Origin of the sequence: Labilibacter marinus (assembly GCF_001659685.2) — a bacterium.
Taxonomy (GTDB): domain Bacteria; phylum Bacteroidota; class Bacteroidia; order Bacteroidales; family Marinilabiliaceae; genus Saccharicrinis; species Saccharicrinis marinus.
In genome coordinates this window covers 1-20,884 of sequence record NZ_LXYE02000040.1, presented here as the reverse complement: position 1 = coordinate 20,884, position 20,884 = coordinate 1, and the positions used below count along the sequence as shown (strand labels likewise).

The 20,884-nt window shown below is 34.9% G+C and carries 25 protein-coding genes; 10 read left to right on the top strand and 15 right to left on the bottom strand.

Annotated elements, in window-relative coordinates:
• Positions 1 to 127: 127 nt before the first annotated feature.
• Complete coding sequence (locus A8L32_RS17000; RefSeq protein WP_066632067.1) at positions 128 to 2,245, top strand: hypothetical protein; 2,118 nt, start codon at positions 128 to 130, stop codon at positions 2,243 to 2,245.
• Between the two features lie 145 nt (positions 2,246 to 2,390).
• On the opposite strand, the gene A8L32_RS16995 is transcribed toward A8L32_RS17000, so the two are convergent.
• Complete coding sequence (locus A8L32_RS16995; protein WP_071797485.1) at positions 2,391 to 2,927, bottom strand: DUF4251 domain-containing protein; 537 nt, start codon at positions 2,925 to 2,927, stop codon at positions 2,391 to 2,393.
• 254 nt (positions 2,928 to 3,181) lie between these two features.
• Here A8L32_RS16995 and typA point away from each other — a divergent pair, with 254 nt between their 5' ends.
• Complete coding sequence (gene typA, locus A8L32_RS16990; RefSeq protein ID WP_066632063.1) at positions 3,182 to 4,978, top strand: translational GTPase TypA; 1,797 nt, start codon at positions 3,182 to 3,184, stop codon at positions 4,976 to 4,978.
• A gap of 382 nt (positions 4,979 to 5,360) precedes the next feature.
• Here the strand turns inward: typA and A8L32_RS16985 are convergent, their stop codons facing one another.
• From A8L32_RS16985 to A8L32_RS16975, 3 genes are all read right to left on the bottom strand, one after another.
• Entirely contained in the window at positions 5,361 to 6,599 is a 1,239-nt protein-coding gene (locus A8L32_RS16985; protein ID WP_143525151.1) for an ATP-binding cassette domain-containing protein, read from the bottom strand.
• A 15-nt stretch (positions 6,600 to 6,614) separates the two neighbouring features.
• Positions 6,615 to 7,055, bottom strand: coding sequence for a MarR family winged helix-turn-helix transcriptional regulator (locus A8L32_RS16980; protein WP_066632059.1), 441 nt, complete (start codon positions 7,053 to 7,055; stop codon positions 6,615 to 6,617).
• Positions 7,056 to 7,189: 134 nt separating this feature from the next.
• Positions 7,190 to 7,672 (bottom strand): glutathione peroxidase, encoded by a 483-nt coding sequence (locus A8L32_RS16975; protein WP_066632057.1) that lies wholly within the window; start codon positions 7,670 to 7,672, stop codon positions 7,190 to 7,192.
• 228 nt (positions 7,673 to 7,900) lie between these two features.
• Here A8L32_RS16975 and A8L32_RS16970 point away from each other — a divergent pair, with 228 nt between their 5' ends.
• The 7 genes from A8L32_RS16970 (at position 7,901) to A8L32_RS16940 (ending at position 12,610) form a co-directional block, all read left to right on the top strand.
• Complete coding sequence (locus tag A8L32_RS16970; RefSeq protein WP_143525150.1) at positions 7,901 to 8,623, top strand: hypothetical protein; 723 nt, start codon at positions 7,901 to 7,903, stop codon at positions 8,621 to 8,623.
• A 92-nt stretch (positions 8,624 to 8,715) separates the two neighbouring features.
• Positions 8,716 to 9,144 carry a hypothetical protein gene (locus A8L32_RS16965; protein ID WP_066632054.1) on the top strand — a complete coding sequence of 143 codons (429 nt, stop codon included), beginning with the start codon at positions 8,716 to 8,718 and terminating at the stop codon, positions 9,142 to 9,144.
• A gap of 188 nt (positions 9,145 to 9,332) precedes the next feature.
• Positions 9,333 to 9,728, top strand: a complete 396-nt coding sequence (locus A8L32_RS16960; RefSeq protein WP_066632053.1) for a hypothetical protein — start codon at positions 9,333 to 9,335, stop codon at positions 9,726 to 9,728.
• Positions 9,725 to 10,387, top strand: a complete 663-nt coding sequence (locus tag A8L32_RS16955) for a hypothetical protein (protein ID WP_066632052.1) — start codon at positions 9,725 to 9,727, stop codon at positions 10,385 to 10,387. The genes A8L32_RS16960 and A8L32_RS16955 overlap by 4 nt, the downstream gene beginning before the upstream one ends.
• Positions 10,388 to 10,462: 75 nt before the next feature.
• Positions 10,463 to 11,065: a TlpA family protein disulfide reductase gene (locus A8L32_RS16950; protein ID WP_066632050.1), complete on the top strand. Its 603-nt coding sequence runs from the start codon at positions 10,463 to 10,465 to the stop codon at positions 11,063 to 11,065.
• On the top strand, positions 11,065 to 12,072 hold the full coding sequence (gene dusB / locus A8L32_RS16945) for a tRNA dihydrouridine synthase DusB (protein WP_066632049.1): 1,008 nt from the start codon (positions 11,065 to 11,067) through the stop codon (positions 12,070 to 12,072). Before A8L32_RS16950 ends, dusB begins: the two co-directional genes overlap by 1 nt.
• Positions 12,073 to 12,079: 7 nt before the next feature.
• Positions 12,080 to 12,610: a methylated-DNA--[protein]-cysteine S-methyltransferase gene (locus tag A8L32_RS16940; protein ID WP_066632111.1), complete on the top strand. Its 531-nt coding sequence runs from the start codon at positions 12,080 to 12,082 to the stop codon at positions 12,608 to 12,610.
• 12 nt (positions 12,611 to 12,622) lie between these two features.
• On the opposite strand, the gene A8L32_RS16935 is transcribed toward A8L32_RS16940, so the two are convergent.
• From A8L32_RS16935 to A8L32_RS16885, 11 genes are all read right to left on the bottom strand, one after another.
• Positions 12,623 to 13,081, bottom strand: coding sequence for a hypothetical protein (locus A8L32_RS16935; RefSeq protein ID WP_066632048.1), 459 nt, complete (start codon positions 13,079 to 13,081; stop codon positions 12,623 to 12,625).
• Between the two features lie 139 nt (positions 13,082 to 13,220).
• Positions 13,221 to 14,456, bottom strand: a complete 1,236-nt coding sequence (locus tag A8L32_RS16930; RefSeq protein WP_066632047.1) for an ABC transporter permease — start codon at positions 14,454 to 14,456, stop codon at positions 13,221 to 13,223.
• 14 nt (positions 14,457 to 14,470) lie between these two features.
• On the bottom strand, positions 14,471 to 15,298 hold the full coding sequence (locus A8L32_RS16925; protein ID WP_066632046.1) for a class I SAM-dependent methyltransferase: 828 nt from the start codon (positions 15,296 to 15,298) through the stop codon (positions 14,471 to 14,473).
• A gap of 2 nt (positions 15,299 to 15,300) precedes the next feature.
• Positions 15,301 to 15,639: a 30S ribosome-binding factor RbfA gene (gene rbfA / locus A8L32_RS16920; RefSeq protein WP_066632045.1), complete on the bottom strand. Its 339-nt coding sequence runs from the start codon at positions 15,637 to 15,639 to the stop codon at positions 15,301 to 15,303.
• Between the two features lie 81 nt (positions 15,640 to 15,720).
• The gene (gene yidD / locus A8L32_RS16915; RefSeq protein ID WP_066632044.1) at positions 15,721 to 15,969 is read right to left on the bottom strand and encodes a membrane protein insertion efficiency factor YidD; all 249 of its coding nucleotides are present in this window, start codon (positions 15,967 to 15,969) and stop codon (positions 15,721 to 15,723) included.
• Complete coding sequence (locus A8L32_RS16910) at positions 15,956 to 16,375, bottom strand: ribonuclease P protein component (protein ID WP_066632043.1); 420 nt, start codon at positions 16,373 to 16,375, stop codon at positions 15,956 to 15,958. Before A8L32_RS16910 ends, yidD begins: the two co-directional genes overlap by 14 nt.
• Positions 16,376 to 16,448: 73 nt before the next feature.
• Complete coding sequence (locus A8L32_RS16905; RefSeq protein ID WP_066632042.1) at positions 16,449 to 17,201, bottom strand: uroporphyrinogen-III synthase; 753 nt, start codon at positions 17,199 to 17,201, stop codon at positions 16,449 to 16,451.
• 35 nt (positions 17,202 to 17,236) lie between these two features.
• A complete protein-coding gene (locus A8L32_RS16900) occupies positions 17,237 to 18,445 on the bottom strand; it encodes a DUF4271 domain-containing protein (RefSeq protein WP_066632040.1) in 1,209 nt (402 codons plus the stop codon).
• A gap of 52 nt (positions 18,446 to 18,497) precedes the next feature.
• Positions 18,498 to 19,079: an LOG family protein gene (locus A8L32_RS16895; RefSeq protein WP_066632038.1), complete on the bottom strand. Its 582-nt coding sequence runs from the start codon at positions 19,077 to 19,079 to the stop codon at positions 18,498 to 18,500.
• Positions 19,080 to 19,101: 22 nt separating this feature from the next.
• Complete coding sequence (locus A8L32_RS16890; RefSeq protein ID WP_066632036.1) at positions 19,102 to 19,542, bottom strand: DUF417 family protein; 441 nt, start codon at positions 19,540 to 19,542, stop codon at positions 19,102 to 19,104.
• Positions 19,543 to 19,552: 10 nt separating this feature from the next.
• Entirely contained in the window at positions 19,553 to 19,930 is a 378-nt protein-coding gene (locus A8L32_RS16885; protein WP_066632032.1) for a YccF domain-containing protein, read from the bottom strand.
• 243 nt (positions 19,931 to 20,173) lie between these two features.
• On the opposite strand from A8L32_RS16885, the gene A8L32_RS16880 reads away from it, so the two are divergent.
• On the top strand, positions 20,174 to 20,749 hold the full coding sequence (locus A8L32_RS16880; protein WP_066632030.1) for a hypothetical protein: 576 nt from the start codon (positions 20,174 to 20,176) through the stop codon (positions 20,747 to 20,749).
• Positions 20,750 to 20,884 lie beyond the last annotated feature (135 nt).

Sequence of the window (20,884 nt, the reverse complement as noted above, 5' to 3'; positions counted from 1 at the left end):
AAAGCGTTTTTCTCAATGAGGGAAGCGCTTCATTCATTTTAAGGCGGAATCTGCTATTAGGAATATATAATCAACAAATACCTTATTATTGCAATCAAATATCCATAACTCAACAAATTAATAAACGATGAAATTTAAATTTTTGTTTATTCTATTAGCTATCTCTACCATGGGAATAGCAGAGGAAAAAACTTCAACATTAGATTGGCCTAGAGAGATTATAGAGAAAGACTATACTATAACGCTTTATCAACCTCAACTCGAACAGTTAAAAAACAATATTCTTGAAGGTAGACTTGCGTTGTCTGTAAAAAAGGATAATGAAGATATTATTTTTGGTGCACTATGGTTTAATGGTCGCATGCACACTGATATGGAAACAAGAATGGCCGTATTGGAAGACATGGAAATTCCGATGGTGAAGTTTCCTGATATAAAAGATTCGAGTAAAATAGAAAAACTAAAAGAGTTAATAATAAGCGACTTTAGTTCGATAGACCTTGAAATGTCGATTGATAAAATTGTGGGATTATTGGAAAATCCTGATGCTGAAGATTTACCACAGGATCATTTATCCAACAATCCTCCTGAAATTTATTACAGATCAGAACCTACAGTACTCGTATTAATTGACGGAAAACCAATACTTAAAGAAGTTGAAGGACAAGACTTAAAAACGGTTGTTAATACACCTTTTTTTATTGTTAAAAAAGATAGTACTTATTTTTTAAAGGGAGGCGAACATTGGTTCTCTTCAAAAGAGTTAGAATCGAAAAATTGGAAAAATATTACTGAAGTCCCTGAGGATGTTGAAAAATTAGCAGAATCAAAAATTGACGATACAGAAGAAGATCCTGAAAAGGAAGACTCCATTATCATACCTAAGTTAATTGTTACGTCTAATCCGTCAGAATTGATACTAAGCAATGGAGAAATAAATTACCAACCCATTACAGGAACAACTTTATTATTCGTTACCAATACCGAAAATGATATCATTATGGAAATTAGTTCTCAGATGAACTATGTTCTTTTAAATGGTCGTTGGTATAAATCAAAAACATTAAGCGATGGAGAGTGGGAATTTGTTCAGCCTAATGATTTACCCGATACTTTTTCTGGAATACCTGATGACCAAAGTATATCTTCGGTAAGAGTTAGTATTCCAGGAACACCTGAAGCTTTGGAGGCTAAATATGAACAGCAAATGCCGCAAACGGCAGTAGTGGATAGAAAAACAGCCACTACAGAAGTGAAATACGATGGCGATCCAAAGTTTGAAACCATGGAGGGCACTACCGTAAAGTATGCTATCAATACCGAAAGCACCGTGCTTTTAATAAATCAAAGCTATTATTGTGTTGATGATGGTATTTGGTTTGAGTCGAAAAATGCCAAAGGACCGTGGGCTGTAGCCACAGAAAGACCTGAAGAAGTGGAGGAGATACCTGCCAGCGCACCTGTTTACAATGTGAAATACGTATACATATACGACTCAACTCCCGATGTTGTTTATGTAGGATATACTCCTGGCTATTATAATTCGTACTATTACGGTGGAGTTGTAGTTTATGGTACTGGTTACTATTATCAGCCTTGGTATGGCATGTATTATTATCCTCGCCCAGTAACTTACGGATACGGTGTACATTACAATCCTTATACAGGATGGGGATTTTCAGTAGGGGTTAGCTACGGATGGTTTACATTTGGCGTAAGCTCATACCACCACAGCTACTGGGGACCTATGGGATATAGGCACGGGTACAGACATGGATACCACCATGGTTACCATCGCGGTTATCATAATGGGTACAGAGCAGGTTATGCACGAGGAAAATACAACTCGCGAAATGCATACAATAATCACAAAAATGGCGTAAGACAAACTAGCCGCAGCTCGCGTCAGATGAACAATAGTAGAAACGTTAGAACTGCACAACCTTCTCGTAAGCCAAACAATGTTTATACTGACAGGAGTGGTAATGTGATGCGTCGTGATAATAATGGCAACTGGAAACAGCAGTACAATTCAAGACAAGGTAGTCAGACCAATAGAAGTAAACCACAAACAAGGCCGCAAACACAAAACAGACAGCAACTAGAGCGCGATTTTCAAAATAGAAATAGGGCCAATACAAGATATCAGAACTATCCTCAACAAAGAACGCCTAGTTCATTTCCTTCAAGAGGTGGAGGAGCTAGGCCAGCACCATCCAGAGGTGGAGGTGGTCGTAGAAGATAACGCTTTGACTATTGACTAGTCAATTCAATAAAACAGAAAAGCCCAGGAGATAATCCTGGGCTTTTTTTTGTTATAAATAACTCTATTGTATGAGTCTAATGTTTTATAGTAAAGATTTATAGCTAATCCCAAAGTAAAATCAGCATTACTCCTTTTTATCCTTTTTCTTTTCCTTAGGCTTTGCTATACTCCCAATAGCTCCATTATATGACATATGAGCTCTTTGTGGACTTGTAACACTTAAACTACTACTACCGGTTTCAAAAACCGTGAGTACAAAGTCTATTTTATCAGAATCGTTTCTTACTGAAAATTTAATGATCGATCTTTTCTTGTCCTTACTTACAGTGTAACCCTCCACTTTTTTAGTGAAATTGTACGGACTATCCTTACCTCCATACCCTGAAGTATGTGATCTTCCATAAAATGGTAAATAACAATTTACATCATCCCCATCAACCGTTAAAAAAAAGTTATCCACATTTATAGCTCTGCCCTTCATAGGAAGAGCCTGGTCAGGTACAAAACTATAACTAATGCTCGTAAGCAATACCATAGTTTGCTCTATTTGCTGTGCTTTTTTTTCTGCTTTTTTCTCTTTCCTGGTCTTTTTTTCTGCATCCTGTGCCATTACAGACACAGATAAAAATAAGCAGGTCAGTAACATTACATAGTTTCTCATAAGAATTAAATTTTTAGTTTTTAAAATCCTAAGTTAATTTATTCAGTAATTTATTGCAACAGTATATTTTCAAAACACACAATACATACAATTTCTTTACAATTATTATTCTCACATTTCGACTATTACATCTAGATCTTTCAAACTCAATGGTTAAAAACCCTTAAATACACCATTTTATATATCTCTTTTAATATTAACATCATATAAAACCCGAAATAAAGCTTACCTTTGCACCCTCATTTGAAAATGTTATGCAGGATATAAGAAATATTGCAATTATTGCACACGTTGACCACGGTAAGACTACATTGGTTGATAAGATGTTACTAGCAGGTCAGCTATTTAAAGAGCATGAAGAGGTTGGTGAGTTGATAATGGATAACAACGATCTTGAAAAAGAGCGTGGAATTACCATTTTAGCGAAAAACGTTTCGATGGTGTATAAAAACACCAAAATCAATATTATTGATACTCCAGGTCACTCCGATTTTGGAGGTGAAGTAGAGCGTGTATTAAACATGGCTGATGGTGTACTACTTTTAGTAGATGCATTTGAAGGACCAATGCCTCAAACGCGTTTTGTGTTGCAAAAAGCAATTAATCTTGGACTTAAACCAATTGTTGTAATTAATAAGGTAGACAAAGAAAACTGTCGTCCTGAAGAAGTACAAGAATCTGTTTTTGACCTAATGTTTAACTTAGGTGCTACAGAAGACCAATTAGACTTCGTGACCATTTATGGTTCGGCTAAAAATGGTTGGATGAGTACTGATTGGAAAAATCAAACTACAGACATTACTGCTGTTTTTGAAGCAGTTCTTGAAAACATACCTGCTCCTGATCTTAACGAAGGAACACCTCAGATGTTAATTACATCTTTGGATCACTCGCCATATACAGGACGTATTGCTATTGGTAGAGTTCACAGAGGAGAGCTTAAAACAAACCAACAGGTTTCTTTAGTTAGTCGCGATGGTTCTATCAAGAAAACTAAAATTAAAGAAATTAATGTATTTGCTGGTTTAGGACGTACAAAAGTAGATTCAGTTAAAAGTGGAGAACTTTGTGCTTTAATTGGAATAGAAGGTTTTGATATTGGTGACACTGTTGCTGATATTGAAGAGCCAGAAGCAATGGATCCTATTTCTATTGATGAACCAACAATGAGTATGTTATTTACTATTAATAACTCTCCATTCTTTGGTCAGGAAGGTAAATATGTAACATCTCGTCATATTAAAGATAGGTTAGATGCTGAGTTAGAGAAAAACTTAGCGCTACGTGTTGAAGATACAAACTCTGCTGATGCATGGAATGTATACGGACGTGGTGTACTTCACTTATCTGTATTAATTGAAACAATGCGTCGTGAAGGTTACGAACTTCAGGTTGGTCAGCCACGCGTAATCATTAAAGATATTGGTGCTATTAAGCACGAGCCCGTAGAGGAATTAACCATCGATTTACCTGATGAGTACTCGGGTAAAGCCATTGAAATGGTTAGTCAGCGTAAAGGTGATATGTTGAGCATGGAGCGCAAAGGCGAACGTATTGTTATAGAATTCCATATTCCATCTCGTGGTATTATTGGTTTACGTAACGCAATGTTAACTGCTACAGCAGGAGAGGCAATTATGGCTCACCGTTTTGTAGAATTCCAGCCTTATAAAGGTGAAATCAACAAACGTTTAAATGGTTCGCTTATCTCAATGGAAGATGGTGCAGCTATTCCTTATGCATTAGATAAATTACAAGATAGAGGTAAATTCTTTGTTGCTCCTCAGCAAAAAATCTATAAAGGTCAGGTAATTGGAGAGAATAACAGAGATGGAGATTTAACCATTAACATTACAAAAACTAAGAAGTTGACAAATATGCGTACTTCTGGTTCTGATGATAAAGTTAAATTAGCTCCACCAATTATCTTCTCGTTAGAAGAAGCATTAGAATATATTCAAGGAGATGAGTATGTTGAAGTAACACCTTCAGAAATTCGCATCCGTAAAATATATCTTGAAGAACACGAACGTAAACGTTTAGCGAAGTAGTAAATAACAACGCAAGAAGTTATTTATTAATTTGCTGTTTTTCGAGTTAGCAACTCTAGCCGTATCCTTTTGGGGTACGGCTTTTTTTGTGCTGTGAGCACAGCGCTTTATGTATTGATTCCTGTATACTAGCAAAAAACTCCTTTGGGAGATAATTCCAAAATCAATTCTTTTATTCTTGATGTCGCGGAGGTAACTCCATTGATATAAATAATAGAAAGGAAGTCGCGGAGGCAGCTCTAACACTTCTCTTTTTGTCTAGGAAGCTTTGGAGGTTTATCTAAAGCATGACTTTTAGTTTTCTTGAGCTTTGGAACTAACTCCAAACGTCCATTTATGAAAATATTGTGCTTCGAAGGTATCTCCATTAAATAATATTGTGTTATTCTGTCATAATACCGCCTAAACTGCCTTCTTTGCTAGACTGTAATTCATATGTAAATTTAGGTTCCAATCCTTCTTCCTTTCGGTGAGATACATAAATAATAGCTGTATTACTTTCTTCTGCAATTTTCTGAATTAACTGCACCATCAGAGAGGCACTGTAATCATCCAATCCTGTTGAGGGTTCATCGAGTATTAGCAAAGGAGGATGTTTAATCATAGCTCTTACAATTAAAATCAAACGCTGATTCACCTGTGATAAACGATAAAATCGATCATTCTTTTTATCCAATAATCCCAATACATTTAGCCAGCGTTGAGCCAGGTTCTTTTGCCTATCCGTTGGTTTAAGATACAAACCTACACTATCTACCAATCCAGAAATAACCATTTGTTCTACCGTATGATTACTCTGAAAAAGCTCTGTCATAGAAGGTGTAAAATACCCCATCTTCTCTTTTAAGTCCCAAACGCTCTCTCCACTTCCTTTTTTCTGACCGAATAAAAACAAATCAACACCATAAGCTTTGGGATTATCTCCGTAAATCATGCTTAGCAAAGTAGTCTTCCCTGAGCCATTTCGACCTTTCAAATGCCAGAACTCTCCTCGCTTTATTTTCCAAGTAATATCTTTCACAATGCACCTTCCTTCATAATTAACACTTACTTTTTTAAGCTCAATTAAAATTTCAGGAATATCTTTAAAGTGCTTTAGTGGCGCTGGAATATCTGCACTTAAAAAGGCTGTTTGCTGGTGTAAATTTTGTTCTAAAAACTGATTCAATTCAACACTTTGCTTAAGACTTTCTTCGTCCACCACTAAAACCTCACTTACAAAAGGCATGATGTCGGTATGGCGTTTAAATATTTGAACCATTGGGATGATATGAGCCAAGTCTATCAATTGATTTTTTAAAGTCGCCACCGACTCAACATCTAAACAGTCGAAAGGGTTATCCAATACTAAAAAATCAGGTTTTTGACTCATCTGATATTTTAACAAAGCCTTTCGTTGCTCACCGCTACTATAAGTTCTTATACTCCGCTCATTACTATTAGATAATAGAAACTGATTATGACGAACTTCTTCATCAATCATTGTCTCCAAAGTAATGGTGGAAAAAAGCAGCCCTCTTTTCCCTTTGAATACTTCAACTTGTCCTTCCCCTTTTAATAAGGACTGTATCCATTTTCCTTTCATGGATAGCAAATGACTTTCTATGGCGTAATGTTTCAAAGCAGCATATTTAAATTATTTAGAAAGAACTTTTATCACTCGTTCCAATTCTTCTTTAAGGTGAATTAGCTCCTCCACCTTAACATCCTCTTTTAATAAATTATTTGCCAAGGCCTGAGGAATAACCGCTGCCTTTTCTTTCATCGCTTCTCCCTTACTCGATAAACATACTATAACTTTTCGTTCATCTTCTTTACTTCGTTCTCGTTTTATAAAACCTTGCTGCTCCATTCTTTTAAGTAATGGTGTAACAGTGTTTGTATTAAGTATTAACATTTTGGCAATATCATTCACAGGAAGCTTATCTTTTTCCCATAAAATTAAAAACACTAAATACTGAGTATATGTAATACCCAACTCATCTAAATATGGTTGGTATTCCCTTGTAATTAATCGGGAAGCTGCATAAACCGGAAAACACAGCTGGTTTTCTAATTTTAGTTGATCGTATGACATAAGAGTTTATTTAATCGAACACAATATTAAAATAAATAATTAAGCTCTTATTTAGAGTCTCAAAAAAACTGTACTTACCCTTGAAATTAAACCCAAAAGTTCAAAATTTCAGCTCTCTATTTTGGGCTCAGAAGTTATTCTTTAATTAGTTCTATTACATATTTTTCAATATCCTGAGGTTTTTTAGTTGGTGCAAATCTCTTTTGAGGAACTCCATTGGCATCAATTAAAAATTTAGTGAAATTCCATTTTACTCTGCTCCCTAACAAACCACCTAATTCCGATTTTAGGTATTTAAATATTGGATGTGCATTTTTTCCATTTACATCAACTTTTGAAAACATAGGAAAGCTAACACCATAATTAATCAAGCAACCTTCTGATATTGATTTTTCGTCACCAGGTTCCTGGTTGCCAAATTGATTACAAGGAAATCCTAAAATAACAAAGTTGTTATTCTTATACTTTTGGTATAGCTCTTCCAGTCCTTCGTACTGAGGAGTTAAACCACATTTACTGGCAGTATTAACAACAAGAATAACTTTTCCTTTGAAGTCGTTCATACTAACATTTTTGTTCTGAAGCGACTTTGCTTCCATACTATAGAATTTGTCCATCCTTATTTCTTTTTAAATTACTTTATATCGTTTGCGACACAAACCTAGTGAATTTATTTTATATCGCGTGCGATGTTTTTAAAATAAATTAAATTCATCTTCCTAATTTTAATAACACTCAAACACCATTACGTTCGCTTTTATGCTTTTTTAGCTTTTTAACCCCTAATTTTAAACTCACCCAAGCATATTTTTTAATATTTTTGAAGTTCAAACTCAATTATGCGTATGGATTACTTAGAAGCTGCTGTAGTTTTAAAAAACCTTTTGATTAAATGCAATAAGGAATTTCTGATAAAGAATAAAGGAGAACTAGTCAACAAAAATGAAATGCTTGTTCGTTCTAATTTTGGTAAAGAAATTGGAATTAACATGGATGCATTCACCAATGAATTTGTGACTAAAACCATTAAAGAATACGAATCGGAAGCTTTTGTAATGACTGACTTTGTTAGCATGATGCAAGACGGTAAGGAGTTGAATTATTTTCTTTATAAAGGCTACAGTAGATACTTCGACAAGGGATTGGTCTATTTTCAACTAGTGAATAAAGAAACCTTTGAAGCCATAGGGGAGCTAGAATTCTCCAATCTAGAAGACAACATTTTCTATTCGGTAGAAAGTCCCGAATTTGAAGAGAGCTCGTGCAACGCCATTGAAACCAGCGAAAACACCACCAAGAAACCATGCATTGCATTTTTAATTGGTCACATGAACGAAGATAGATTGCTTTTTGATATTCAACGATTAATATATGATACAGCCAACAATGTTCAAAAGCACAAGAATCGCCAATTTAAATTTATCATACAAATAGATAAGTTTGGCGGAGAGCCTACTGTAAACTTTCTTTCTGAACTAGATAAAATAAAGCAATCTTTTGAGCTTAACTTTGCTCCGGAATACCCTAATTCAGATTTTGTTTTTACCATTGGAGAGGATGGACAATAGAAAAATATTAATTGTTTAAGCTGTTTTATATTTATTAAGACCTTAAGTTTATTTTTATACCTAAATTTTTAAAGATCTAGTATATAATCAATGTGAATAAACTTAACAAAGAAGAACAGTTAGAATTACTGTGGAAAAAGTTTAATGTTTTCTATTCATTTTTTAAAGATGACAACGCTAATTCAGTAGCTCTTGAGGCTTTTAGAAGAATGGCTCATGGATATTTTAGTGCAAAAAAACTAAGAGAATTAGATCAAATCACGGCTGAATTCAATGGTTTTTGCAGAGAACTATCTAAGGAAGATAGAGTTGTACTAAATAAAAAAATAAAGGATGAAATAGGTATTGATTTAGACGAAGAAAAAAGATTAGAAAAAATCAATAGAGTATTAAAAAGAGGAAAAATAATTAACACTAAAGAATATGATTTAATTCTTAATCGTGTTGAAGAAACTTTTGGCGATAATGATTTAAATGAATATGTAGATAGATTGAATAATTTACTATCGGGCTATTCATAAACAACACGAGAGGTCAATAGTCTCACCCAGACCTCGCCACAACCAACACCGTTACACCATTGCACCATTTTACCTTTGTACCATTTTCTTATATCCTAAATTCATATAAAATAACTACGCCCTACTATAAACTGTATTCTTTTTCATTACTTTTGCAACTCAGTTGTATACAATAAAAGTTTCAATAAATGGCGGATGTTATGAACCTGGAAGAATTACATTTTCTGGGAATTAAGGTGGTGTATAAAGATTTGGTAGATAAAGGCTACGAAGTTCTGAATGTAAGAAAAGAACTGGATGTAAATCCGCAGATATTGGCAAAAAAAGACGACCAATTTCAGATGATAGTGGTAAAAACAGCCTTCTATCCTGATATGGGCATTATTCTTCCTGAAGTCATTCAAAAAGTAAAAGAATTAGCCGCAAAACACAAAGCCTCTTGCTGGTATGCTAGCGTGGGTATTGCCAACGCCAATGGTCAAACTGAGGAAGAAATGGCCAAGCCTGTTACTGGCGGAGAATTCTACATCAACTACAAAGGCCTGATGCCTTTTCCTGAAAAAATTGAGCCGCGTAAGCAATGAATAAGAAAGTAAGTGATTTTTTAGCCTTCGTTAAAAAAAACAGGCTAGTTATATATGTTCTGGTAGGAACTGCTTTGATGATGCAAATATGCAGCAAAGGTGCATTACCTCCCGATAGAACAACCGCTCCACAAACTCAAGATGTTACCATATTAGAAGAACCTGAGCCTTCTACTCAAGAGCCTGAGCAAGTTCCTAGGGCTCCCAAAACAGATTATACGAGCCTGCTTATTATGACGGTAGCTATTCTTAGTTTTTTTGTAGCTAAGAGGTATGGCTGGTTAGATAAATTATTTCCAAAAATCGTTATTTTTAAAGTAGATTATTTCAGGCAAAAATCAACAGGCAATCTGATTGTAAAAGTATTCTTGATAAACAAGACTAAATCTTCCATCTCCTTTAATAATCCTAAACTGGCTTTTTATAAGGGAAGTAAAAAACGCGAGTTTATCATCAAAAACATTGGTGGTGAAAATTATTTCCCGATTACCTTAACGCCTGGTACGGGTCATAAATTTAATATTGATGCCCAGAAATTCTATAACAATGTAGAGGGTTTAGATACATATAAAAGCATACAGATGGAAGTAACTAGCACCACAGGTAAAAGCTACAAAAGTATGAAATGGCCTACCTGGCTTACTTTTCGAAGAATGTAGTCATCCTTTTCCAAACATTCCCTCTTCGTTATGGTTTACACTTTAGAATTATTGCGATAGAAGAACATAAACAATATGGAGAACTTTTTAAAAACACAGTGGAAAAAATATAGTGCGCGAAAAACTAAAGCTGGTATCATTATCGACTTTTTATTTTTGGCCTTATTTATTGCCATGATAAATCCGCCAACCCGTAAAACCATCAGCTCATTTGTTATTCGTTATACTATGACTTCGGCTAAGGAAACTAGTGATAACATACAACTTACTGCTGAAGATTACGATTGGAGATACAGAGATATCAGCGAAAATACAAAGCATTTTGCTGATTTAAAAGGGAAAGTAATATTTCTGAACCTTTGGGCTACTTGGTGTCCTCCATGTGTTGCAGAATTTGGAGCTATTGACGAGCTTTATCAAGAATATAAGGATAAGGTTGAGTTTGTTTTAATCACATCGGATGAGGCTAGCAAAATTCAAGCTTTTTTAGATAAAAAAAAGTATCACATATCCTCCAATACATTTATGGATAAATTGCCCGACTTGCTGTATTCCAAAAGCATTCCAGCCACGTATATCATCTCTAAAGAAGGAAATTTAGTGGTAGATAAAAAAGGGGCTGCCAAATGGAACAGCGACAAAACGAAAGAATTATTGGATAAGTTAATTGCAGAATAGTGAAGATAGGAAATTTAGAACTTAGAAAACATCCCCTTTTATTGGCTCCTATGGAGGACGTAACTGATCCTTCATTCAGATTATTGTGTAAAAAGTATGGTGCTGATTTAATGTATACTGAATTTGTATCAGCTGATGCCTTAATTCGTAGCATTGAAAAAACAGAGCGCAAATTAAAGATATTTGAGGAGGAGCGTCCTGTAGGCATTCAGCTATATGGAAAAGATATCGATGCTATGGTGGAGGCTGCTAAAATAGCAGAACAAGCTGGTCCCGAGTTAATCGACATTAACTTTGGTTGCCCCGTTAAAAAAATTGCAATGAAAGGCGCTGGCTCTGGTATGTTAAGGGATATTCCTAAAATGGTTGAAATGACCTCTAAAATTGTGGATGCGGTTAAACTACCTGTTACCGTAAAAACACGATTGGGCTGGAATGATGAATCTAAAATAATAGTAGACGTTGCAGAACAACTACAAGATACAGGCATTAAAGCCTTAACCATACATGGCAGAACCAGAGCACAAATGTACAATGGCGATGCAGATTGGACCTTAATTGGAGAAGTGAAGAATAATCCTCGGATGAATATTCCTATCATTGGAAATGGGGATTTAACAAGCCCTCAAAAAGCAAAATTATATTTAGATAGGTATGGGGTGGATGCCTTAATGGTTGGTCGCCCTTCTATTGGTCGCCCTTGGATTTTTCGAGAAATCCGTCATTATTTAGATACTGGTGAATTGCTTGAGCTTCCTAAAATTCCTGAACATGTAGAAATGATCCGTGAACATCTGAGCAAAAGCATTGATTGGCTGGGCGAAAGAAGAGGCATATTACACATGCGCCGTCATTTAGCCATCTCTTTTAAAGGCTTAAGAGACTTCAGAGAGCTGAAAATAAAAATGCTAAGAGCCGATACTGCCATTGAAGTTAATGAATGTTTGGATGCCATAAAAGAGAAATTTGCTGATTGCGTGTCAATGGCTGAAGGACAGCAAATATAATAGGCACTTGGATATTATAACTGCCACATATAAATCCCCGGTCGGTGAACTAATTATAGGTTCGTACAATAATGAACTTTGCCTTTGCGATTGGAGATATCGTAAAATGAGAGATGCAGTTGACAAACGCATTCAACATTCCATTGGTGCCAAATATAAATCAGGAACCTCAGAAATAATTGATCTTACAATAGTACAACTAGAGGAGTATTTTAATGGTGACAGAACTGAGTTTGATATTGCATTAAAATTTTGCGGTACTGATTTTCAGAAAAAAGTTTGGGAACAGCTGAGGAAAATACCTTATGGTAAAACATCAAGCTACTTAAAGCTTTCTAAAGATTTGGGTAATGATAAGGCCATAAGAGCAGTTGCTTCAGCTAATGGATCAAATGCTATTTCCATTCTTATTCCTTGTCATAGAATTATAGGTTCAGATGGAAAATTGGTAGGGTATGCTGGGGGACTACCTGCTAAGAAGAGGCTACTACAACTAGAATCAAGCGATACAAAACCAGAACAACTTTTATTGTTTTAGATAGAGATTAAATTATAAATTAATAATCGGTTTTATAAACTTTAGCTTTCCTAGTTTATTTTTACTTAAACTGTTTAGGTGTTCTGTTAAATCGAAGTCCGTTTCACTAATCTCTAATAACTTCTCCGCTTGATAAACAGTAGAGCAATACCTAAAGTCAAAATTGAGTTTATTGAGTTTTTCCTGCATTAAAAAAGTCGCTACAGTCAGTAATGGAGAGTCAACGATGAATACATCCAAATACTCTTTTTTAATAACTTCTTTTCTGAAGGAGACTATCGCATCAATATTTTTGTACACGCCTCTGGGATCCAATTCTCGGGCATCGGTTAGCACTCTTTCCACGTTATTCCAACTGGGTTGACTAATTATCTCCGTCATGCTTAGCACATGTTGTTCCAAATTAAACTCGTCAAAATATCGTTTAATCAATAAGCCTTTAGCTTCTATAAATTGATAGTTTATAATCATAGCTAGGAGTTTTAGATACAGATTATACTTAATATACGAAAATATTGAACCGAAATCAAGTACTTATGAGTCAGTAGGCTACATTACCGAGTTAGATATATGCTATTCTTCCTATGTTGACGTAGGTTGGGAAGACTGTTTACTTTAAATCGTCGAAGTACTTTCCTACGATAGACTTTACAGGATAAATGGTGGCTAGAAACCCTATTGACGTAACAGTAACGATAGTTAGAAAGATATCTGGAATAAGTAGCTTCACAGGATAGGCATCTACCACAAAGCTTCCGCCACCAGCAAATTTTATAATACCTAAATGCTGTTGAGCAAGCACCAGAATAACACCTAACCCAACACCTGAGAATACACCAATCAAAGAAATTAGCCAGCCTTCTAGTAGGAAGACTCTGGTCACCATCTTTTTATCTGCACCAATGCTTTTTAAGGTTTTAATGCCCTCTTTTTTATCGAAGATAAGCATCGACATAGTGCCTATTAAATTAAAGGTGGCAATAATGAGTATAAAACAAAGAATAAGGTAAGCCATTAGCTTTTCAATCCCCATCATCTTATAAAAGCTAGCATGCTGTTGTTGTCTGTTCTTAACTGAAAACGCACTACCAACTAGTTGTGTAAGTTGCTTTTGTACATGCTCTATTGACGCTTCTGGGTTTATAGATACTGCCAAGCTTGTTACTTCATTTGCACGATACCTAAATAACTCGCGTGCTAATTCAAGATCTATAATCAGGTAGCGAGAATCATAATCCATTTGCTTGACCATAAAAATCCCTTTAGGATGCAAGTAGCTACTATTAAAAGCCTCGCTAGGATTAAAGAGGCTTATCTTTTTATTTCGTTCAGGAACGTAGATAACTAAAGGAGTCATAAAAGTTGGTCGAATAGCTAGTTGGTCGGCTAGAGTATACCCAATAACACCTCCATAACCATGCTTATCCTTTAAATTAAATCGTCCTTCAACAATAATTGAATCTATTTCGCTTACCTTAGTAAAGGTCGAATCAACTCCCATAACAATGGCATCGGAGGACTGTCGCTCTCCATACTTTAATAGCGCATTATCTTCCACCATTTGCGAAACATAATCTACACCATCAATATCTTTTATTTGCTGAATATTAAGTGAATCTATCGAAAAGAATTTACCCTCAACTGCCGTTATTTTAAAATCAGGATCAAAGGAACCATACAGACTACCTATTAATCCATGGAGTCCGTTAAAAACAGATAATACCGCCAATAAAGCCAACGAACCCACACCCACCCCAACAATAGAGATGGTTGAAATAACATTAATGATACCCTTCGATTTTTTTCCGAAAAGAAACTTTAACGCTATTTGAAAGATAAGTTTCATCTGTTTAAAACGTATTATTTAAATGCCTTAACAATTAGGCCGGTTCCTTTTTTATGCTTTCCTTTTACATCCATAACATTGAGGATAAAGGATAAAGGAAAAGTAATTAAATAGTAGAAAGGTAATAGAATAAAAAATGCTTTAGAGGCATTCAGCATTACGATAGGGTATTTCATCGAAAGCTTCCAAGATATTTTCCCAGGTAGTCCGTACGAATATCTAGCGTCAATATCTTTAAACCCTGCTTTCTTTAATTTTTGAATAATTTCTTGAAGGTTATAACCGTCGCGAACATGTTCATCAATAAAGCCTGTTACACCATCTTCGTGTTCTGCTTCGTGATGATGTGCATCAGAACCTCCTTGGTCGCTAGGTGTAGAAATCAGCATCATACCTCCATGATTCATAGCATGATAAATATTCTTAAAAACACCTTCGTCATCCTCAATGTGCTCCATTACATCCACAGATACAACTAGATCATACATTTCTTCTTGATCCAACTTGGTTAAGTCGGCAAACTCAAACTTAACTCTATCCTGACGGTTTATCTTGGTGAAAAACTGGTTGCAATCTTCAATTTGCTCCGTTTTAACATCTAACCCAGTGATGTTCCAACCTTTGTTCTTTGAAGATAGATAATACACATATTGTCCGAAACCCGAACCTGCATCTAACACGTTGATATCGTTAGCTACTTTTTTAGACCAAGCACGTATTTCTTTACGAATATGCCATGAACGTAGCAACAATAAATCTAAAAGTTTATAAAACAAAATTCGCAACGAAGGGGATTGGTTAAAAACCTTACCCAAGCTCTTCTTTATTGGATCGTACTGCATGATTAGTCTTTTAACAGGCGGTCAATATTATCAATGTAATCTAATGAGTCATCTACAAAAAATTGCAAATTAGGCACAACTCTTAATTGTTTACCTACTCGCATTCCTAAATGACGTCGAATGCCGGAAGTATGGGCTTCAATTTCACTATATACCTCATCCCTTTTACCAGTAGGGAAAATACTTATATATGCTCGTGCAAGACCTAAGTCTGGAGAAATTCGAACTTTGGAAACAGTCACCATCGTCCCTAACGTCAACGATTTTGCTTCGCGCATAAATATTTCACTTATTTCACGCTGTAACAATCTCGATATCTTCTTTTGTCTGGTTGATTCCATTTTATTTATATTAATTAACTCACGAAAATAATCTTTTTAATGTTATTTTCTATGATGATTTTAAAATTTACCAATATCCTGCTATGGAACTGGATCGTGCCCATGTCCACCCCACGGATTACAGCTCAATATTCTTTTAATCGCTAAATAACTTCCTTTAATGGGGCCATGCTTTTTTAAGGCTTGAATACTATAGGTAGAACAGCTTGGAGTATATCTGCAAGCAGCTCCAAGCATAGGAGAAATAGTATACTGATATATTTTTATAGGTATAATGAGTATAAACACAATACCCGACACAATGCTTTTGTAAATATTAGTCAACCACATCTTCCTTTGCCTGTTTTTCTATCAGCTTTTCCTCCAACTTTTTCATGCCCTTTTTCATACCCTTACAAATTTTAGCATATGGCAACTGATCACCTGATATATAAACCATTGCAAAAGCTATTTGTTGATCTGATTTTTCCAGATATTCAATAAACGCACCTCTGGTTAAACGATAAGCTTCTCTACTTCTTCTTTTTAATAGGTTGCGATGCACAGCTCTTTTAAATCGCCTTTTCGAAACACTAAAAAGTACTTGAGCAGGTACATCCTCGGGTAATTCTGTGGGCAAGTAAATGACTCTAAAAGGAAAACACACAAAAGACTCTCCTTTTGAAAACAGCTCCTCAATAACAATGTGGCTGCATAACTTTTCTTTTTTAGGAAATTTGAAAGACTCTTGGGGCATTGGGTGCTTACTATTTGGGCGAAAAAAAGGGCATTAAAAAATGCCCTTTAATATATGATATAAATTCTAGAATTTACTTTTGAGCCTTATTGTGCTTTTTAATAAACTGCTCAAGTGCCATCGTCATAGATGGAGCTTGTGGCATTGGAGCCTGAATATCTAAACGATAACCTGCTTCTTTTACCGCTTTAGCTGTTGCAGGTCCGAATGATGCAATTTTTGTTTCATTCTGATCCCAATCAGGGAAATTTTGCAACAAACTTGCAATTCCTGAAGGGCTAAAGAATACTAGAATATCGTAATTGATATCTTTCAAATCGCTCAAGTCACTGCTTACAGTTCTGTATAAGATAGCTTTTGAGTACTTGATTTTATTCTTATCCAATAAATCAGGAATCTCTTGTTTATGAATATCCGAAAGAGGCACTAAATAAGTTTCATCCTTGTGCTTTTTGATTACCTCAATTAAGTCAGGGAATTTACCTGTTGAATGAAAAATCTTTCTTTTACGATAAACGATATACTTTTGTAAATAATAAGCCGTAGCTTCAGAAATACAAAAATACTTCATGGAGTCTGGTACAGTGATTCTCATCTCTTCAGCAACACGAAAATAATTATCGATCGCTGTTCTGCTGGTAAAAATGACCGCTGTATGGTCAAGTATATTTACCTTTTGCGTACGGAATTCTTTAGTGGGTACGCTCTCTACCTGAATAAACGGACGAAAATCAATTTTTACATTGCTTTTATCAGCTAATTCGAAGTAAGGAGACTTTTCAGTTTGTGGTTTTGGCTGGGAAACCAGAATTCTTTTAATCTTCAAAACGTTGTTTATTTTAATTTCACTGTTCCTAATGCCTAATTAATAAGTATGTTATACATAATAACTAAAGGCAAAATTTCTAGGGCACAAAGATACAAAAACATGTAAAACAATGATGCTACATCTCTTAAAATAATTAACAATCCTCTAAATAATTGTATTATATACAGTAAAATGAAAATTCCAATCCCCACATTAAACAGCAATGGCAAGGCTTCTGGATCGATATATGGCACTACCAATATAACGGGTAAAATAATTAAGCCAAATATTTTATCGTGTAATTTGGTATAAAAAATATAATCATTGGTTTCTTGTGTGCTTTCAAAAACAAACGACACAAAACGGTAAAGTAATCCTTTCACAACACCAAAAGCCATCACTAAACCCATTGCTATAGGTATTAAAATCAGGCTATCATCAACAAATGTTTTGATATTATTGTAATGAATGTACTCGTATATAAACAAGGAAGTATTAAATAGAAAAAGGATACTTAATGCAAACCCTGCTTTTTGGTTACGCATATTTTCTTCCTTTTGCATTTTACGAGCATACTGACTAAAAACAACTGAAGAAAATAAATCCTGTAGATATTTAAAGTTTGTTAATCTAATAACGCCAGTTACAGCCACAGCTAGAATCAACAGACCTGTTAATACATCTCTTGATGAGTCTTTTTCTTCAATATTTACTTTTTCTTGTACAATAAGCTCTTTTTGGACTACATCTATAGAATCATTTTGTGCCTTAATACTATCGGAACTTGTAATATAAGTAGAATCTGAAACCGGAATTACTCTTATTGTATCGCTTTCTTTACGCTTAGCACCTTCATGGTCTTGTTGCTTCTCTTCAGCTTTCTCCTCAAGACTAGCTCCAGAGTGGTATTGTATTTTACTATTTACCGAACCTTTAACCCACATTTTATCGCTTTGCGAGATAGGTTCAAGAAAATCATCAACTACCGTATGATTTAAAAAACCTTGATTCTGCTGTGATTTTGTTTTAAGATTAAATTCAATGGAATCCTTTGCTGAAGGAATAAACTCAATCTTCTTTACAACGATAGGTGCCTTGGGTGTTTGAAAACGCTTAGGTACTTCAGGAATTTGAGAAATTGAAGGTTTTGGAACATTTACCTTTAATGAATCACCAACTGGGACTTGGGCAGCAATATTTACTTGCGGATTAGACACTCTTTCTTGTGGTAACGTGTAATATATGTTGGCCGATGGATTCATTCAATGGGTTTTCTGCAAAAATAATAATTTGTATGTTTTTTCTAAGCTATAATTAAACAGTTGCTATTTTAAGTGGATCTTCTCGCCAAATTTGATTGGCATCAATAGCTGCAATAACATCTTTAGGATCATTGACCACAGTCCATAATTCGCCATGATCTACTCGCATAAAGTTTTCTTCAATCATTTTTTCTAACATAGCAATCAAAGGGTTAAAGAAACCATTTGTATTGATTAGTATGACAGGTTTCGAAAACAAGCCTAGCTTTTTATTCGATAAAACCTCAAAAAGCTCCTCTAAGGTTCCTGTGCTACCAGGTAAAGTAATAACTGCATCCACATCCTTTACTAAAAGTTCTTTTCTTTCAGCCATGGTTTCTACATGAACCATATCCTTTACGCCTTTGTGTTCCCACTCAACTTCCACCATAAAGCGAGGAATTATTCCTGTAATCACACCTTTCTTTGCCAACATGCTATCAGCTACAGCGCCCATTAATCCAACGGCACCTCCTCCGTAATTCATCGCCCAGTTATTTTCGGCCAATACATTACCCAGCTCTATTGCTGCTTCGTTATAAACCTTATCTATTTTTGAACTTGATGCACAAAAAACACATGCTCTTTTAACCATCCTCTTTTTTTAATATTATAAACTACACACTATCTCCCACACACCATGCAGCAGCCCCAAACAATACAAAATCTTTTAATACAGTTTGTCCTATTTTAGATAATTCTGGGAAACCATATCCCGTTTGCCAAACTACGTGGGTTGTAAATAACAAAGATATACTAAACAAAAACATAATGGAAGCAACCACTCCGCCCCAAAAAGATAAAGGTCGGGAAACTGGTTTTAGCATGATAAGCAGTCCAATAATGATTTGTAAATAAGCAATTATTTGGTTTAGTGCGTATGGTGTAAGATATTTTAAAACCCACGATAAATATCCACCCGAAATAAGTTGGTGAGTATACTCAGCTTCGGTATTTTTAAATTTTAAAAAGCCAAGCCATATAATCACTAGGCCTAATCCATATCTAAGTATAAAAACACCTATTGTTTTAAATAAACGACTTATAAAATTCTTCATGATGCAATGTTTAGTTCTTATATCTAATGTCTCGTCCAAAAGGTGTTAATGCTACGGATGCTAGCTTAAAATGTTGCTGACCAAAAGGTATTCCAACAATAGTTATGCACAGAATTAAACCCCAGAAAACATGAGATAATGCAATCCAAATACCAGCAAAAACAATCCAGATAACATTCATCAAAGTATACAAACAACCAGATGCTCTTTGCGCAGGAACAGCCTCACGTCCAAAAGGCCAAAATGTAATACTGGCTAACTTTAATGTCTGCATGCCAAAAGGAATACCAACAATGGTTACCATCATTAAAATACTTGCTATAAGATATTCTATCGCTATCATAAAACCACCGAATATCAACCAAATTAAATTCCCTAAAAATTTCATTAGCTACCTTTTCTTAAAAAATACGTCTCGAATATAACCATAAAAATACTACAGCAATGCCTATTTTATGGCAACCTTTCGATTTTAATCTATTAAAAAACTTACTTTTAGATATCTAAAAAGCACTCTCAAATGAAAAACATATATCTTATTATAGCTCTAGCCTTAGTTATATTTCAGGTAAAAGCTCAAGGAATATCTCAAAGTGCGCAATCATTGATGCAAGATGTACAGTAACTAAAAATGAGAGATTGGGAGAGCTACAAAGAATCGGTTAACGGTTCGCCATATTATAATGATGAATTTAAAGAAGCCATTTTGATTAGCAAAGGTAACGAAGAGCATAAAGGTGAGAAAGTTCGCTACAACATTTTTAACGACCAAATGGAACTTAAAAAAGGTGAGCAATACTTTTGTTTTACCAAAGATACTGTGCAATATTATCGAATTAAATTGGATCAGACTTTATTTGAAGTCATTCCCATAAAGTTTAAGTCCTCACCTTTTTCTTACGCCCAGGTTATTAGCCTTGGCAAGTATAGTTTATTTACAATTCATGAAGTAACATTTACTCCCTCCGAAAAACCTAAAGCTTATCAAGATGCCAAACCTCCGCAATATAATAGGCAGAGTCCAAAATATTATATTAAAACGCCTAAGGGTGATTTTGTTAAAATGAAGAATTTTAAACAATTGGGTGAGTTGTTTCCTGATAAAATAGCAGAGCTCGAAAAATATATCAAAAGCGAAAAACTAAAATTTAAAAAAATAGAAGATCTTAAAACTCTAATGGTTTATATCAACAACGAATTAATTTAGTCACCATAATAGGGTGCAAAAAAAAGAGCGCTTCCGTTGAAACGCTCTTTTTGTAAACCTAAACCCTAATCTATGAAAAAATATACTCTGTCTTTTAATTCTTTCTTAAATAATCGGAGCACCAAGTGATGCCCC